Annotated in this window: 10 protein-coding genes; 5 read left to right on the top strand and 5 right to left on the bottom strand. The window is 70.2% G+C overall.

Going from position 1 to position 16,533, the window contains the following annotated elements; genetic code table 11:
• Positions 1 to 55: 55 nt before the first annotated feature.
• Together pglZ and P8T65_RS34135 are read right to left on the bottom strand one after the other, a co-directional pair.
• Entirely contained in the window at positions 56 to 2,971 is a 2,916-nt protein-coding gene (gene pglZ / locus P8T65_RS34140) for a BREX-2 system phosphatase PglZ (RefSeq protein ID WP_316729040.1), read from the bottom strand.
• The gene (locus tag P8T65_RS34135; RefSeq protein ID WP_316729039.1) at positions 2,968 to 6,855 is read right to left on the bottom strand and encodes a phage resistance protein; all 3,888 of its coding nucleotides are present in this window, start codon (positions 6,853 to 6,855) and stop codon (positions 2,968 to 2,970) included. Before P8T65_RS34135 ends, pglZ begins: the two co-directional genes overlap by 4 nt.
• 109 nt (positions 6,856 to 6,964) lie before the next feature.
• On the opposite strand from P8T65_RS34135, the gene P8T65_RS34130 reads away from it, so the two are divergent.
• Together P8T65_RS34130 and P8T65_RS34125 are read left to right on the top strand one after the other, a co-directional pair.
• A complete protein-coding gene (locus P8T65_RS34130) occupies positions 6,965 to 7,261 on the top strand; it encodes a hypothetical protein (RefSeq protein ID WP_316729038.1) in 297 nt (98 codons plus the stop codon).
• On the top strand, positions 7,258 to 7,656 hold the full coding sequence (locus tag P8T65_RS34125; RefSeq protein WP_316729037.1) for a hypothetical protein: 399 nt from the start codon (positions 7,258 to 7,260) through the stop codon (positions 7,654 to 7,656). The genes P8T65_RS34130 and P8T65_RS34125 overlap by 4 nt, the downstream gene beginning before the upstream one ends.
• Before the next feature lie 296 nt (positions 7,657 to 7,952).
• Here P8T65_RS34125 and P8T65_RS34120 read toward each other — a convergent pair whose 3' ends face one another.
• Genes P8T65_RS34120 through P8T65_RS34110 form a run of 3 tightly spaced genes read right to left on the bottom strand, consistent with a single transcriptional unit; the run spans position 7,953 to position 9,348 of the window.
• Positions 7,953 to 8,369, bottom strand: coding sequence for a YeeE/YedE thiosulfate transporter family protein (locus tag P8T65_RS34120; protein ID WP_316729036.1), 417 nt, complete (start codon positions 8,367 to 8,369; stop codon positions 7,953 to 7,955).
• Positions 8,369 to 9,034, bottom strand: a complete 666-nt coding sequence (locus P8T65_RS34115) for a YeeE/YedE thiosulfate transporter family protein (RefSeq protein ID WP_316729035.1) — start codon at positions 9,032 to 9,034, stop codon at positions 8,369 to 8,371. Before P8T65_RS34115 ends, P8T65_RS34120 begins: the two co-directional genes overlap by 1 nt.
• Complete coding sequence (locus tag P8T65_RS34110; RefSeq protein ID WP_316729034.1) at positions 9,031 to 9,348, bottom strand: hypothetical protein; 318 nt, start codon at positions 9,346 to 9,348, stop codon at positions 9,031 to 9,033. Before P8T65_RS34110 ends, P8T65_RS34115 begins: the two co-directional genes overlap by 4 nt.
• A gap of 588 nt (positions 9,349 to 9,936) precedes the next feature.
• On the opposite strand from P8T65_RS34110, the gene P8T65_RS34105 reads away from it, so the two are divergent.
• Genes P8T65_RS34105 through P8T65_RS34095 form a run of 3 tightly spaced genes read left to right on the top strand, consistent with a single transcriptional unit; the run spans position 9,937 to position 15,934 of the window.
• Positions 9,937 to 10,527 carry a hypothetical protein gene (locus P8T65_RS34105; RefSeq protein ID WP_316729033.1) on the top strand — a complete coding sequence of 197 codons (591 nt, stop codon included), beginning with the start codon at positions 9,937 to 9,939 and terminating at the stop codon, positions 10,525 to 10,527.
• The gene (locus P8T65_RS34100) at positions 10,524 to 11,216 is read left to right on the top strand and encodes a hypothetical protein (RefSeq protein WP_316729032.1); all 693 of its coding nucleotides are present in this window, start codon (positions 10,524 to 10,526) and stop codon (positions 11,214 to 11,216) included. Before P8T65_RS34105 ends, P8T65_RS34100 begins: the two co-directional genes overlap by 4 nt.
• Complete coding sequence (locus P8T65_RS34095; RefSeq protein WP_316729031.1) at positions 11,216 to 15,934, top strand: putative T7SS-secreted protein; 4,719 nt, start codon at positions 11,216 to 11,218, stop codon at positions 15,932 to 15,934. Before P8T65_RS34100 ends, P8T65_RS34095 begins: the two co-directional genes overlap by 1 nt.
• Positions 15,935 to 16,533: the final 599 nt, after the last annotated feature.

Here is a 16,533-nt window from a genome sequence, read left to right as displayed (position 1 = left end):
GGACCGCTCAGGGGTGTCTCGGGGCCAAGGCCCCGAGACACCCCGAGCCATGTCCTCAGCCGCCTCCGAGGGCGAACTGCTCTCGCAGCAGTGCCTCGTGGAGCCGCAGGGTACGGCCGTCCGGCAGGGTCTCCAGTACCTGCACGCCGTCGTAGTTGAGGAGTTGCCGCAGAACGGCGGCGAAACCGTCGCTCCGGGTGACGGGCATGCCGGCGCGCTGGGCGAGCGCGGTCACGGGCAGGGTGCCGCCCGCGTCGAGCAGGGCGGCGAGCGCCTTGTGGACCTGCTCCTGCTGCGGCTTGCGGGCGAGCCCCCCGAGCTGACCCTGGTACGTCTCCGAGCCGAGCAGGGCCGTCACCAGCGCCTCCGTCCGGGAGACGAGGGTCGGGGTGAGAAGGGAGTCGTCTCCTCCGGTGGTCAGCTCCACGTCGAAGAGCGCCTCGTGTGTGCGCGCGAGTTCCGCCTGCTTCTTCTGGGACTTCCCCGTCGGCTTCTTCGGCACGGCGGAAGTCGTCCCGACGAGCAGCTGAGTGGTGGCCTCACTCGGCAGCGGTGCCCTCCCCACCTCCTCGGGAGCCCACCACAGGGGCCGCTGGTCGCCCAGCTCCCGCCATTCCTTCGGCGGTTCCGCCCCGAACGGCAGGAAGGCGAGCACGGGGATGGTGAACTCGGCGAGCGAGGCCCCGCCGTGGTAGCCGGCCTTGAGGGCGGTGTAGCGGGAGTCGGCGTCCCACAGCGCCACGATGGACGCGCCGGGCTCGGGCCACACCACGCGCGGTCCGCTGAGGGCGATCTCCCGGTCGGCGAGGGGACCGCCGACGGGCAGGCGATGTCGGGCGGACGCGGGCTCGACAGCGGTGTCGACCTTCTTTCCGTGCCGGTCGACGACGTGGCCGTGGTCACTGGTGAGAACGACGGCCATGCCCTGGGCCGCCGCCACCCGCAGCAGGTCTCGCAGGCCGGGCACGTCGTCGACCCGCCAGGCCCCGTCGCCGAGCTTCTGTTCCTTGGCGAGACGGTCGTCGATGGCGTTGAGGACGACGGCGACATGCGTCCGGCCGTCGGTGAGCGCCTCCGTGAGCGCCGGGCCGAAGGTGTCGCCCGCGGTCTCGCCGCGCAGGTCGTCCTTGTGGAAGACGCCGGCCGGGGCACCGCCCCACAGCTTGAGCGTGGGGAAGAGCCGCTTCTCGTCGGCCTGGGTGCCCTTCATCAGCGTTCCCGCGAACAGTGAGGTGCGGGACACGGCCGTCACGGTGGGCAGGGCGGCGGCCATCGCCCGACGCTGTGGAGCGCCCTCGGGCAGGGGGTCGAACTCCGCCCAGGATGCGCGTAGTTCCTCGCCGAGTTCGTTCGCTATGGCCACACTCATGCCGTCGAGCACGAGCAGCAGTACCCGCCGTTCCACCCCGCGCCGGGCGACCTGTCCGACCACGCGGTCGAGGAAGGTCTCGACGGTGAGCATGCTGCCGGGCTGGGTGCCAGCCCGCGTCCAGGCGGAAAGAGAGCGCGCGAAGAACGCGTCGATCTGCCGCCGCCGGTCCCGGACTCGGGTGGCGAGGGTGTCGTAGGCGGCCTTGAGGACGGGGTCCGGGTCGCCGCCGGCTTCGATGTGCTCCAGAGCGAGGTCGGCCCAGCCGGTCTCGGTGACGTGCCGCTGTATGGCGTCGGCCACCGTAGGGCTCTCGGCGGGCGTGTCGGTCAGCAGCCAGCGGGCGAGGCGCTGTCCCATGCGGGCGCGTTCGATGCGGGCGGAGTCCTCCGGTTCGGCGGCGAGCCGGTGGTCCGCCAGGCGCCGTACGGCGTCCGCCACCGCGCCCCTGTCACCGGCTGCGAGCGCCCGTCCGACGGCCGTGAACCGTGCCTCGAGTCCACCGCGCAGGACGGGGCTCGCCGCGACGGCCTGTTCCGCACCGAACTGGCTCGCCAGCGCGCCCGCCCTGTCGAGCACGGTGCCGGACGTCCGGCGTGCCTCGCGGGCCTGGTCTCCGTCGCCGGTACGGTGTCCGGCTGCCAGCAGTGTCGTGACGTACTCCTCGGCAGCCCGGCCGAAGACGGTCACCAGGGCGTCGAGCTGTTCGCCGACCGCCGGGGGCTGGTCGCCGAAGTAGCGTTCGGCGCGGCCCCGGGCCTGGTACGTCTCGGGGGCGGGCTCGGCATGCTGCCACAGTGCCGCGCAGACGAGTCCGAATGCGGCGGCGTCCGCGCCCCGCTCGGCGTCCACGAGGGCGAGCAGGGCGCGTCCGGCGAGGCCGGCCTGGTCCTCCTCTCCGAGGAAGGCGGTCAGCCCGGTGCGCTCCGGGCCGCGCAGCCCGAGGAGTCGCTCGGGAGCACCGGGGCGGGTCGACCAGTGCAGCAGGGTCTGGGCGTCGAGCCGGTCGTCACCGGGGCGCCGTGCGCCGCCCTCGGTGTCGTAGCGGCCGAGGCGCAGGCGGCGCTGGGTGAGCGCGGTGAGCGCGTACTGGCGGGACAGCCAGCCGCCGGGCACGGGTGGCCAGCCGCCGGGCGGTGTGGCGTCGAGCAGGGCTTCGGCCGCCCAGTTGACGTCCTTGAGGCGCGGGTCGATCTGCCGGGCTCCGAACGCCTCCCGGACGACGTCCCAGCTGTCGACGGTGTCGATGCGCAGTTTGTGGACGCGCGCGAGGATCGCCGGGTCGAGTTCGTGCTGCTCCCGGTCGGTGAGGACGACCAGCACGGCCGGGCCGGGCCTGCGGCCCGCGAGGTGGTCGAGGACGAGTTCGTGGACGGCGAGCGGCGAGGGCGCCACCGCGACACCGGCCGTCCGCCCCTCGGCCCAGGCAGGTTCTGCGGGACCGTCCCACTGGGGCGCGGACCTCAGCAGCACGACCCGGCGCCTGCCCCCGCCGTCTCGTGTCAGGGAGGCGGCGAGGGACGACTGCGAGGACAGGTACTGGGTGACGGTCGCGGTGTTCAGCCGGACGGCGCCCGGAGCGACGGTGGCGGTGTCCGTCATTCGACGACCTTCCAGGTGATCTCGATGGTCGCGTCGGGGTGGCGGGCGACCAGTTCGGACAGCTCCGCCTGAAGGTCGGCGGCGGCCCGGGCCACGGTCGTACGGCGGCCACCGGACGTGCGCGCGGTGCCGCTGCCGGAGGAGGCCGGTGTGGGGTTCTCCTGCGGGGCGTACGGGATGCGCGGGTCGCTGGTCGGCGTGTCCAGGGACAGGTCGCCCGCCGTGGGCTGAGGCTGGACGACGGGTGCGGGCGGCTGGGCCGCGGCCTGGGTGCGCTTCACCAGGGCGACGACCTCGCGCTGCGTACGGGCCAGGGCGTCACGCAGGTCCGCGGTGCGCTGGTCGTCGCGGGCGACGTTGCGCAGCGAGTCGAGCAGGGCCGCGCCCTCGGGGCCGAGTCCCTTCGCGAGTTCGAGGGTGCTCCAGGGCGCTGAGGCGACGGCCTCCGCGACACCGCGGGCCTGCTTGATGGAGGTGCCGTACCGGTCGGCGCTGGTCTCGCCCAGGTCGAAGGCGGCGAGGGCCTCCACGGTCTTCTTCGCCCCGGCCGCGCCCTTGCCGGCCTCCGCCGTGAGGGCGTCCAGGAGTTCCAGGGAGCGCCGGGCGAGCGGGAGCCGCCCGGTGTCGGCGGTCTGGTCGAGGCCGAGGAAGGCGGCGTGGGCCTCCAGCTGGTGCACCAGGTCGGCCGTGTGGTCCCGGTGGGCGCGGGCGGCCTCGATGATCTGGCGGGCGAACTGGTTGACCATCCGGCCGCGCCGCAGGGCGGGGGCCTTCTGCCCGAAGACCGTCTCGAAGCGCTGCCGGGCCGTGTCCCAGTCCGACTCGGCGGGCAGCGGCTGGCTGCGCAGCGCGTCATGGTCCTTGATCGCGGACAGCTCGGGCGCGGGGTCGAGGACGGTGCCGACGCGCACCCACACCCGGTCGTCCATCTCGGCGAAGGCGGCGACGACGAGCCGGGCGAGGAAGTCGGGCAGGCCGCGCGGGTCGGGCTTGTCGGTCCAGTCGGTGAGCGTGATCAGGGACAGGTCCCCGGTGACGCCCTGGGAGCTGGCGAGCTGCCGGAAGTGGTCGGCCCAGTAGCGGGACAGCTCGAAGTACGCCTCCTTCTGCTGCCCGAGCCGCAGCGGCCCGGCGATCCGCTGCATGAGCCTGCGGTCGGCGGCCGGGACCTCCACCCGCCCGTCGCGCGCCTCGGCGGCGGCGCGGACGTGGGCGAACACCTTCTTGGTGTCGGCCGGCTTCACGGCGGTGCCGGTGGCGTCGGGATCGAGGTCGGGATGGGCCGGGTACTGGTGGGCGAGCAGCCTGCCCGCGACGTGCCGGATGCCGTCGTGCAGGCTCTGCCCGAAGGACAGGGTGAGACCGTCGACGTCGGGCAGCGCGACGAGGTGGTCGTCGAAGTCGGGGACGACGTCGGCGGCCTGCTTCTGGGCGAGTCCGTACGCCTGCTTGAAGGCGCCCTTGACCTGCTTGAGCAGTGCCTCGCGCTGGGTCTCCAGGAGACCCTTGGCGCGGCTGCGGTTGTCGGCGTTGAGGTGGCCGGCGTACTGGGTGTCGAAGCGGTGCTCGTCGGCGAGGGCCTTGTCGATGACGACGAGGCGCCGGAAGTCGGCGAAGCGCTGCGCCGACAGATGGGCCGGCAGCCAGGCGACCACACGGGACCGCTCGCCCTGCTGCCGCTCACGCAGCCGCCGGATGCGGTTGACGTCCTCGACCGGGCCCCACTCGCCCTCGTCGAAGGGGAGGTCTATGGCGATGCGCCAGCGGCCCTCCTCCTGCGGCATCAGGTCGTGGTCGGGCAGTTCGTCCTCGTCGGCGACGTTCCCGAAGACGATCTCGGCGGTGCGGGCGGTGCCGCGCCAGGTGAAGCTGAGCTGGTCGCTCAACTGGCCGTGTTCGACGCTCAGTTCCTCGGACAGCAGGCGGCGGGCGAGCGCGACCCGGTTGCCGGGGTTGTCGTTGACCTGGGCGTTGGCGATGACGGAGTCCACGTCGACGCCGGACAGCTCCAGCCGTACGCCGGGGTTGGCGTCGGTGCCGGTCTCCTTGATCTCGGGGAACCTGGCAGCCCACTCGGCGACCTTGTTCTTGATGATGCCGACCTCGGCACCCGGGATGGGAGCGAGGACCGACCCGTAGTTGAGCGCGCCGAGCCGACGGATGGTCAGCTCGGACAGCGCGGGCACGCTGGGCGCGAGTGCGGACAGCAGCAGCGTGCAGACGAGCCGGTTGTCGCCGACGAACATGCGGCAGCCGCCCAGCCGCTTCGGGTCGGTGAGGGACTCGGGCCGGTTGCGGTACTGCTCGACGTCGTCCTCGGTGATGTCGTACGAGCTGAGCAGGTAGGGGCGCAGCTTGGTCTTGTAGAGCTTGTCGGCGGCCTCGAAGACGACCTTCAGGCTGTCGGTGAACGGCTTGTCGCCGCCCTCCGCGATCACCGGGTAGAGGTCGCCGACGGGGACGAGCTGTCCGAGGCGGATCTCGTCGCGATGGTCGGCGAGAAGCTGCCCCATCAGCTTCAGACCGGTGCGGGAGCGCTGCAGCGCGGACGAGATGTGGACGAGGGTGTCCATGAATGCCGGCGAGAACGGGTACGTCAGCCGGAACGACTCCGCGTCCGCGCCGGTGGTGCCCTTCTCCGAGCCGAGCAGGGTGTCCCAGACCTGCGGTCCGACCCGCTTGGTCTGCTCGAAGGCGGCGTCGACCTGCTGGGCCGCCTCGTCGTTCTTGGGCTTGAGGAGGCGGGCGTGGGCGATCTGCGGGAGGTTGCGGTCCTCCAGGGTGATCTTGTCGAACCGGCCGGAGGCCAGGTTCAGGGTGTCCTGGATGGACGACTCGGCCGCGCCGGACACCTCCTCGCCGACCAGCTCGCGCAGGTCGCGCTGGCGGGCGATGAACGACACGACGGGGATGGCGCGGCGGGCGTCGCCGCCCTCCACGAAGTTCGTGATCTTGCTGGCCTCGCGGGCCACGAACTTCTGGTCGTGGATGAGGGTGGCCAGCCACAGGATCAGCTCGTCCATGAACAGGATCAGCCCGTCGTAGCCGAGCGACTTGGCGTGCTCGGCGATGACGGACAGACCGGCGTCCAGGGAGATGAAGCCGTGCTCGTCCTCGGCGGCGTTCCTCGTGAAGCCGGGGAGGAGGGTGGTGCCGGCGTCGTTGACCAGCTTGGCCCGCAGCTCGGCCGGTGCGGAGGGGTTGGTGAGGTTGAGCGCGGTGCCCGCCTCGTGGTTCTCCTCGGCGGCGAGCGCGGTGTCCAGGAGCTGCGGGGTCCAGGCGAAGCCCTCGCCCCACTCGTCCTCGTCATCGTCGCCCACGCCGGTGCCGAGCCCCCGGATGACGGCCTCGTCGCCCATGTTGGCGCGCATGGCGCGGATGTCCGCGAAGAGGGAGTCGGTCCGGTAGACCTGCGGGGTCGGGGCCTCCGGGTGCAGCTTCTTGACGTGGTGCACGTACCCGCCGAGGACGCGCTGCTCCAGGGCCTTCGCGCCGAGCATGTGGTACGGCACGAGCAGGAACCTCTTGCCGTCCGTGCTCAGCCACTCGTGCTTGGTCAGCACCGGGTCGAACTCGGTGCGGGAGCGGGCGGCCGGGTCACCGCTGAGCAGTGCGTACAGCACGGCCATGAAGTGCGACTTACCGGAACCGAACGAGCCGTGCAGATACGCCGCCTTGGAACGGTGCCCGTCCAGCGCGGACTTGATGAGGGCCAGCGCCTCGTCGAAGTTCTCCAGCAGCCGCTCGGTGACGACGTAGTCCTTGAGCGCGTGCCGGGCGCCCTCGGGTGTCGTCGCCTCGGCGAGGGACAGCACGAAGTCCGAGGTGGAGATGGACTCCTTGATGTCGATGACATCGCGGAGGAGGGGCGGCTGCTGGGCCATTACCGGTCACGCTCTCCATCTGGCGGCTTCCGCCGCCGCTTGTACTCGATCGTGCGGGATGTCTGTCGCTGGCTGGCTGCCCGATCAGGCTCTCGGTATGGTCGACGGTATGGCAACCAAGAAGTACACCGTGACGCTTCCCGAGGAGCTCGCCGAGGCCATCCGGGCCGAGGTCGGCCCCGGCGGGTTCAGCCGCTATGTCACGCAGGCCATAGAGCGCCGACGGGAGCAGGAGCGGCTGCACGAGGCCGTGCAGTGGTGGGAGTCCGAGTACGGGGAGATCGCCGAGGCGGAACTGGCCGAGGTCGAGGCCGAGCATCGCGACCTGGAGCGGCAGCACGCCGAGCGGACCCGCGCCCGCGAGGTACGTGAGCAGCCGCACAAGCACAAGCGAGATGCCGCATGACCGGAAACCGGGTCTACGTACTCGACAGCGAAGGACTTTCGCGGTGGGTGCGCGGGGAGCGTCGCATGGGCGCCTACCTGAGGCACGCCGACGATGCCGGCATCCCGGTCGTCACCACCTCGATGACGCTCATCGAGGCTTACGACCCCACCCGCTCCCACCCCAAGTGGCACTGGGCTCTCTCCAAGATCCGTGTCGAGCCGGTGACGGAGGAAATCGGCAAGGAAGCCACCGGCCTTCTCAAGGAGACGGGTCTGCACGGCCACAAGTACGCCATCGACGCGGCCCTCGCCGCCGTCGCCCTGCGGCAGCCCGGCCCGGTCACCGTGTTCACGTCGGACGAGGACGACCTGCGCAGGCTGTGCGCCGACCGCGTGGTCGTCGTGAAGCTCTGAGCCGAGCACGTCCCGTCCCCCTTCGCACGTCGTTTCCTTCCGTTGCCGCCCTCCTCCCCCGTACCAGCCCGGGGGACACCGGCTCGACCCACGTGGTGCGGCTTCGCCACCCCGGTCCGAGGGCGTCCACGGGTGCAGATCGTAGGGGGAAATCCGGAAACACGGGTAGGCGGTGACAAGTGCGACATGCCAATCCTACGGTCGTCCGAACGCCGAACGCCGAACGCCGAACGCCGAGCACCGCCCTGCTCCCGGCGGAGGCCGACGCCGTGAGGACCCGCTCCGGGCCCTGCCGCTCACCCTCCGCAGGAGCCTCTGTCGACACGGAAGAACCGGCCACTGCCCCAGCGGCACAGCCTGACCCCGACGACGATGCCCGCGATGGTGACCAAGGCGGGCAGGTAACCACTGGCGACCTGAATGAGGGGGATCGCGGGGCATCCACCGGAGATCGCCCAGCCGATGCCGAACAGGACCGCGCCCGGGACGACGCCTGCGTGGAGGCGCCCCGCCCCCCGGCGCACCCGCAGCAGGGCGAACACGCTCGCGATGATCACGATGGCGCCGAAGACGGCGAGGAGCATCCGCGAGTCCTGGAAGGTGAGCATGCGGTTCAGCTCGGCGTAGTCACCGAACCCGATACGGGTCACGGTGAAGCCGAGAGCGAGCCCCGTGAGGAGGTTGGCGAGCAGGACTCCGCCACGGCTACGCATCAGATCACCTTCCACAGGAGGAACGACACCGCGACGGCGGTACCGAAGAACGTGGCCGTCGCGACGAGACTGACGGGGCTGAGCCGACCGCAGCCGTTGAGCCCGTGCCCCGAAACGCAGCCACCGGCCAGCCGGGTGCCGAAGCCGACCAGCACGCCTCCCACGAAGAGCAGGGCGACCATGGCGACCGGGTTGCCGGTCACCAGATGCCGGTAGCCCGCGCCCATGTCGGAGCGGACGTGGAACTGCCCGGAGGTGACGGCGGCGATCAGTCCGCCCACGAAGATCGAGACCAACAGGACGGCCTGGGTGACCAGCGGAGCGGGACGCGGGTGCGCGCCTCGGCGGCGTCCGTCCCTGGCCGGTGCGTCGGACGGCTCCGGGGACGCGGCGGGCACGGGCTGGGCGGCCACGGGCCCGGCCGGCACGGGCGCGGCGGGCACGGTGCCGAAGTGTTCGGCGGTGGCCGCACCGAGAGCGGCGACAAGAGCTCGTTCGTCGGTGAACTCCGCCTCCTTCCGCTCCAGTTCGGCTTCACGCCGCCAGTGCAGCACTCGCTCCCACGCCCCCGACACCCCGAAGGGCCGGTCGGCGGCGAGGGTGTAGCCGATGGTCAGTACGGCGAGTCCGACAGCACCCGCCCACCAGGGCCAGTAAGCGGTCATGCGTTGCCTTTCATCCACTCGGCCAACCGGGCCCACCAGCCCCGTTCGGGCTCGTCGGGGGCCGCGGACGGCTGTTCGGCGGGGCCAGGACCGCGCCTCTCGGAAGCGGTGGGCGCGGGACTCGGCGCCAGATATCGGGCGTGCCGTCCGTTGGGCAGCAGGGTGATCGGCACCCGCTCACCGGTGAGTGACACCTGGTAGCGCGCACAACCGCGCCAGTTGTCCTCGTTGTCGCAGTAGTAGGTGCGCCAGCCCGCCAGGCTCTGGTTGAGATGGGGGAAGAGAGGACACGTCGAAGCATGTAAGCAACCCACAGCGTGATCCAATCACCATCCCAACCAACCGACAAGCGCGGCCAGTTGAAGGATCATGCGCCGTCTTCACACGGTGGGCCTCACGGCGCGTGCGCCCAGTCCCGGACGAACTCGTCCGGCTCACTCCGGCAACCCGGGCATGGCGCGGGGGCGTCGGCGGGTGACGTGACGACGCGCGAGCCCGCACACTGCCACACTGCGCGCGCGGCGGACTGCCCCGACGCAGGCGATGACGGGTTCGCGGCGCCTGCGCACTTCGTCCTCCTCGCGCACCGTCCGTACGACCCGCTCCCGTCCCGCCGTGAGCACCACGGCCGCCATCGCCCTGACCGGTGGCGTCCAACAGTTGCCGGCTCGCGACCGTGAAGGGTCACTGTCCGAGGTCCGCCACGCGTCAGGCGGTCTCCCAGGCGGAGAGGTGGCCACCGGTCCGGTGCAGGCCGACCGACAGTCGCGTCCCGACGGCCAGGGCGTCGGCCGGAGCCGACGACGTGCAGCGTGCCGACCGCGCCGGGCGCAAGTGACCCATCCCTGCGGCAAAGACTTCGGCGTTGCAGCTCGCAGTGCGTCGATGCGATGATCGCGCGCATGTCCGATCATGGGGGAGGCGGTGGAGCGGCGGAGGGTACGCGCCGGTCCAGAATCTACGACTACCTGGAGCCGACCGCCCCGGCGGGGCCGGCCGAGGCCACTCCCCCACCCCCTCCTGAACGCGTTCCGGATGCCGCTCCTGAGCGGCCTGCCACGGACCAGGCCGCCATCCACCACCGCCGTCGGCGGCGCGAAGCCGCCGCTCTGCTCGGTGAGTTCCGGCGTACGGCGGTCCTGGTGCCCCTGTCAGCTGACGGCGACCCGCTCACCGGGGAATTCGGCGGTATCCGCTGGATCTATGCCTTCTCGGACGAGCCCTCCCTGGCACGATTCACCATCGCAAGGGGCGAAGGAGCGCGGGAGTGGACGTACGACCGTGTCCTGGGCGCCCGGCTGCTGGACGTGGCGATCCCGGCGATGCCGGTGCCGTACGGAGTGGCGCTGGACGTAGGCAGCGAGGGTCAGGGCGCGCTGTTCCCGCCGGTCATGGGAATCGTGCCGGACGCGGCGGCACTGGACGCGGACGTGGACGCAGGCGCGAACGACATGAACGGGATCGCCCCGAACGGGGAGGAGTTGACTCGATGAACGACGGTGGAGGTGGCGGGGGCGGCGGAGGCGAGGGCAAGGACCTTCAGGTGGAGGGCCTGTCCCTGATCACCGAGGGCATCAACCTGGCCCTGTCGGAGCTCCGCGAACTCGGCATGGTCGGCGAGGCGAGCGTGGGCCGCGGCTTCTCGGACCTGGCCCTGTCCGGCCTGGAGTTGGGACACGGCGGACTGACGTCGGCGCTCGACACCTTCTGCGAACGCTGGGAGTGGGGAGTCCGTGCGCTGATCCTGGAGGGCAGCAGGTTCGCGGACGCGGTGGGTCTGGCTGCGGGGACGTTCCACGAGACCGAGCAGTACATCGACGGCACCTTCAAGATCGCGGCGAACTCCGTGATGGGCAACCCGCACCTCACCGAGGACCAGGTCACCCGGATGTCCTGGGGCGAGATCGGCGACAACCACATGTTCGCCACCTCCGACTGGAGCGCGGAGTCCTGGGAGCGGGCCCAGGAGAACACCGATCAGGCCTGGAACGACGCGCAGCGTGACGTGCTGACGTCCCCCGTCCTCCAGAACGGGCCGGTCGACCCGCAGGAGTCGATGGGCATGACCGACCAGCGGTACGAGGCGTGGCTGGACCAGCGGTACGGCCCCTCGCGCGAGGAGCGTGAACAGGCGGCCCAGTCCGGGGCGGACGAGAACCAGCGAGGCGGGGACGCGGGCTGATGGGCGGCTGGATCCCGGACGGCGTGGGCGACAAGCTCAAGGGCGCCGCCAACACGGTCGTCGGCAAGGCCGAAGAGGTGTACGACGACGGCAAGAAGCTCCTCGGCGAAGGCATCGACGCGGGCACCGACTACGCCGGTGAGCGTTTGGAGGACATGGGCCTCCGGGGCGTCGCGGACAAGGTGGAGGACTGGGGCGACGGCACCGCGTCCGCCCTGGGCGCCACCCCCGGCGAACAGCAGCTCGGGCAGACCGAGCAGGCCAACGAACTGATCCACGGGAATGTCGGCCGCATCCAGGAGAGCGCCAAGCACCTCAAGGACTTCCACACGGCCTTCGACAAGGTCGGCGACGGCATGCGCAAGCTGGACTCCTCCCACTGGAAGGGCCAGGCCGCCGACACCTTCCGCGAGAAGTTCGCCATGCACCCCAAGAAGTGGCTGCACGCGGCGGACGCCTGCGACAAGGCCGCGAAAGCGCTCGACGCGTACGCGGACACGGTCAAGTGGGCCCAGGGTCAGGCCCAGGACGCCATCGACGCCTACAAGGCGGGGATGAAGGCGTCCAAGGCGGCGGTGGAGGCGTACAACACCAAGGTCGACGCCTACAACGCGAAGGTGAAGGCCGGTGAGGACCCCGGCCCCAAGCCGGCCGAGTTCAGCGACCCGGGCAAGGCGGACATCGCCCGCGCCCACGAACTCCTCAGGGAGGCCCGCCGCCAGCGCAACGAGGCCGCCCGCTCCGCCACCGCCTCGGTCAAGGCGGCCCTGGAGCACGCCCCCGCCGAACTGCCGCCCGCCCTCAAGCTCGCCGCCAACTTCGTCGACCAGGGTGCGTCATCGGCCGTGGAACTCACCCATGTCGTCGGAGGTGTGGTCAAGGGCGGCGCGGGCATCATCAACTTCGGCCGCGGCATGAACGCGCTCGACCCGTACAACCTCGCCCACCCCGCCGAGTACTACCAGAACGTCAACATGACGCTCGCGGGGCTCACCTCGACGGTCGCCCATCCCGACCGGGCCCTCAAGGACGCCTGGCAGTCCGCCAAGAAGGACCCGTCCGAATTCGGGGGCCGCGTCGTCCTCGACCTCCTCGGAACCAAGGGGGCGGGGGCAGCGCGCGGGGCGGTGACGGGCGGCATCAAAGGCACGCTCAGACACACCGCCGAGGACGTGCTCAAGACGGGAGAGAAGCCGAATCTTTCGGCGCGAGAGAGGGTCAGCGACGGTCCCGGCCGGGACTCGCGTCAGCCCGACGCGGTGGAGTCGCGGGGCTCCGACCCGATCGACTTCGCCACCGGCCGGATGTACCTCCCCCAGACAGACGTGAGCCTGCCCGGCGCCCTTCCTCTGGTGTTCAGGCGCCGCGTCGAGTCGGGCTACCACCTGGGCAAGTGGTTCGGCCCGTCCTGGTCCTCCACCGTCGACCAACGCCTGGAGATCGACTCCGAGGGCGTCATCTTCATCACCGAGGACGGCCTGCTCCTCAGCTATCCCCACCCCGCGCCGGGCGCCCCGACCCTCCCGAGCCACGGCCCCCGCTGGCCCCTGGCCCGCGAGGACGGCGGCTACACGGTCACCGACCCCGCTACGCGCCGCACCTGGCACTTCACCGACCGCCGGGACGATCTCGCCGTCCTCGAACAGATCGACGACCGCAACGGCAACTGGCTCACGTTCGAGTACGACACCGAAGGCACCCCGCTCGGCATCGTCTCCAGCGCCGGATACGACGTCCGCGTCACCACGGAGGCCGACCGGGTCACCGCCCTCCACCTGGCCTCGACCGGTCAGGAACTGAAGCGCTACGGCTACACGGACGGCAACCTCACCGAGGTCGTCAACTCCTCCGGCCTCCCCCTCCGCTTCACCTACGACGAGGCCGGCCGCGTCACCTCCTGGACGGACACCAACGACCGCGCCTACTCGTACGAGTACGACGACCAGGACCGCTGTATCGCCGAGGGCGGCACGGACGGCCACATGACCCTGCGCGTCTCGTACGACGACACGGACCCCGACACGGGCCTGCGCGTCACGACCACCACGACCGGCGAGGGCCACACCCGCCGCTTCGTCATCAACGAGGCGTGGCAGGTGGTCGCCGACGTCGACCCCCTGGACGCGGTCACCCGCTACGAACGGGACCGCTACAACCGCCTGCTGTCCCTGACGGACCCCCTGGGCCACACGACCACGTTCCGCTACGACGAGTCCGGCAACCCCACGGTCGTCACACGCCCGGACGGCCGCGAGACGAGGGCCGAGTACAACGACCTCGGCCTGCCGACACGGGTGGTCAACCCGGACGGCACGGTGACCCGCCAGACGTACGACGAACGCGGCAACCGCACCTCGGTGACCGCCCCCACAGGCCTCACCACCCGCTTCACCTACGACGACACGGGCCGCCTGACCGCCGTCACCGACCCCCTCGGCCACACGACGACCGTCCGGTGCGACCCCGCCGGTCTCCCTCTGGAGATCACCGACCCGCTCGGCGCGGTCACCCGCTACGAACGTGACCCCTTCGGCAGACCCGTCACCCTCACGGACCCGACGGGTGCGGTGACCCGGCTGGAGTGGACGGTGGAAGGCCGCCTCGCCCGCCGCACGGCCGCCGACGGCACCACGGAGTCGTGGACGTACGACGGTGAGGGCAACTGCACCACCCACACCGACCCGATGGGCGGCGTCTCCCACTTCGAGTACACCCACTTCGACCTGCTGACGGCCCGCACGGGCCCGGACGGCGTACGCCACGAGTTCGCGTACGACCTGGAGCTGCGGCTGACGAAGGTCACCAACCCGCAGGGTCTGACCTGGAGTTACGAGTACGACCCGGCGGGCTCGCTGATCGCCGAGACGGACTTCGACGACCGCACCCTCACCTACGCACACGACGCGGCGGGCCGCCTGACGTCCCGCACGAACGCCCTCGGCCAGGTGGTGTCGTTCGAACGCAACGCCCTGGGCCGGCTGCTCCGCAAGAACGCGGGGGGCGACGTCACGACGTACGCGTACGACATGACGGACCAACTCGCCCAGGCGACGGGCCCGGACGGTACGACGCTGACGATCCTGCGCGACCGCTTCGGCCGGGTGCGCTCGGAGACGGTCGACGGCCGCGAACTGACGTACACGTATGACGATCTGGGCCGTCGAACAGGCCGCACGACGCCGACCGGCGTGACGACGACCTGGACGTACGACGCGGCGGGCCGCCGCACGGGGATGACAGCCGCGGGCCACACCATCGACTTCACCTACGACGAGGCCGGCCGCGAACTGACCCGCCGGATCGGCGAGACGGTCACCCTGGCGCACACATTCGACCCCGTGGGCCGCCTGACCACCCAGTCGGTCACGGACGCATCCGGCCGCCCGATCCAACACCGCGGGTACACCTACCGCGCCGACGGCAACCTCACCGGCATCGACGACCGACTCTCCGGTACCCGCCGCTTCGACCTCGACGCGGCAGGCCGAGTGACGGCCGTCCACGCGGCCAACTGGACCGAGACATACGCCTACGACGAGGCTGGCAACCAGACCTCGGCGTCCTGGCCGTCGGACCACCCCGGTCAGGAGGCCACCGGCCTCCGCGCCTACACAGGCACCCGCATCACCCGCGCGGGAGGCGTCCGCTACGAACACGACGCGTTGGGCCGCATCACCCTGCGCCAGAAGACCCGCCTGTCCCGCAAACCGGACACCTGGCGGTACGAGTGGGATGCCGAGGACCGCCTGACGTCCGTGACGACCCCGGACGGCACGCGCTGGCGGTACACCTATGACCCGCTGGGCCGCCGTACGGCGAAACTCCGCTTGGCGGACGACGGCGAAACGGTGGTCGAGCACGTCGTCTTCACCTGGGACGGCACCACCCTCTGCGAACAGACCACCACATCCACGGCCCTGCCCGACCCGGTCACCCTCACCTGGGACCACCAGGGCCTACGCCCCATCACCCAGACCGAACGAATAACGGCGGCGGACGCTCCCCAAGAGGAGATCGACTCCCGCTTCTTCGCCATCGTCACGGACCTGGTGGGCACGCCAAGCGAACTCGTAGACGAGGAGGGCGAGATCGCGTGGCGGACCCGCAGCACGCTGTGGGGCACAACGGCCTGGGCGGCCGACAGCACCGCCTACACCCCTCTCCGCTTCCCCGGCCAGTACTTCGATCCGGAGACGGGCCTTCACTACAACTACTTCCGGCATTACAACCCGGAAACCGCCCGCTACCTCACAAGCGACCCCCTCGGACTGGCCCCTGCACCCAATCCCGACATATACGTCGATAATCCTGTCATCTCAACCGATCATCTCGGGCTCGCGCCCGATTACCCCAATGCACATCTCGCCGACCTGCCAATTCACTCCCTTCTCGACAGATTCTACGTTCGAGCCGATGAGCTACTAGAGAATCGAATAGCAAGCCATCCACTCACAGAGGCTCAAATGTTTGGCGGCGATACAGTCGGCCATGGGGGAGTCAGAAATCTTCCAAACGAAGACTTGATTCGCTTCGGCGGCCCTCAGGGCGATGATCCAATTAGTGGATTCCGAGACTGGTCCTCCAGTGATTCAATCCAATATCCTGGATCACAGATACACATAACGGGCGGCCACCACCGAACTGCGGAGATTGTACGGAGAATAGGAACAGGAGAGATGGATCCGAGCATCCTGATAGAATTTGCCATCCGGAGGTAAGCACATGGAACGGGTTCGACTGGGCGGCCCCCATGCCCTGATTGCAGAAATTATCCACGGCGATTCCGAGCAGCACGACCGAAATTGGGTTTGCATAAGGACTGAAAGCCCAACCAGTGCAGCCTGGATCAACTGCTGGTCCCAGTCGCCGGGCCAACAGGCCGAGCAAGGAATACAGAACCTACTGAGAGAACTGGCAGGAGTTTCTGACAACTGCGTCTCCATTGGCCCGCTTGGCCCTGTCCTCGGCGAACACCTATTCTTCCCCGGCTGGCAGTCATGGGGCCCCGGAACCCCTCTCCCTCTACAGGGACTGAAATTGGATGAGTAAAGGCGTCACGTCACCGAAATGGAGCCTCGATGGACTATTCGAAAGATCGAGAGTATCGATACGTAGGACCTGAAGAGCTTAATATTTGCTCAATCCCCGCAGGGGCCTCCATTTCCACGCTCCGCGAGCTGGATTCGTGGATCACCAGTAACTCACGGGACGAGCAGTGTGAGCCGTTCACCTATGTGGTCCACAGAGTCGGTGGTCTTGGACTGGCTCCCCGCCGGAGCGAGCACGTTGCGTGCGCAGGGGGGAAGCCGGTTCTCGG

The organism is Streptomyces sp. 11x1 (genome assembly GCF_032598905.1).
Classification (GTDB): domain Bacteria; phylum Actinomycetota; class Actinomycetes; order Streptomycetales; family Streptomycetaceae; genus Streptomyces.
Note: the sequence above shows the minus strand (reverse complement) of the source record. Positions and strands in the feature narration are given on the sequence as shown.

Bases quoted from the DNA above. Each gene is read 5' to 3' on its own strand.
- pglZ (WP_316729040.1), bottom strand. From the start codon at position 2,971: ATGACGGACACCGCCACCGTCGCTCCGGGCGCCGTCCGGCTGAACACC.
- P8T65_RS34135 (WP_316729039.1), bottom strand. From the start codon at position 6,855: ATGGCCCAGCAGCCGCCCCTCCTCCGCGATGTCATCGACATCAAGGAG.
- P8T65_RS34130 (WP_316729038.1), top strand. From the start codon at position 6,965: ATGGCAACCAAGAAGTACACCGTGACGCTTCCCGAGGAGCTCGCCGAG.
- P8T65_RS34125 (WP_316729037.1), top strand. From the start codon at position 7,258: ATGACCGGAAACCGGGTCTACGTACTCGACAGCGAAGGACTTTCGCGG.
- P8T65_RS34120 (WP_316729036.1), bottom strand. From the start codon at position 8,369: ATGCGTAGCCGTGGCGGAGTCCTGCTCGCCAACCTCCTCACGGGGCTC.
- P8T65_RS34115 (WP_316729035.1), bottom strand. From the start codon at position 9,034: ATGACCGCTTACTGGCCCTGGTGGGCGGGTGCTGTCGGACTCGCCGTA.
- P8T65_RS34105 (WP_316729033.1), top strand. From the start codon at position 9,937: ATGTCCGATCATGGGGGAGGCGGTGGAGCGGCGGAGGGTACGCGCCGG.
- P8T65_RS34100 (WP_316729032.1), top strand. From the start codon at position 10,524: ATGAACGACGGTGGAGGTGGCGGGGGCGGCGGAGGCGAGGGCAAGGAC.
- P8T65_RS34095 (WP_316729031.1), top strand. From the start codon at position 11,216: ATGGGCGGCTGGATCCCGGACGGCGTGGGCGACAAGCTCAAGGGCGCC.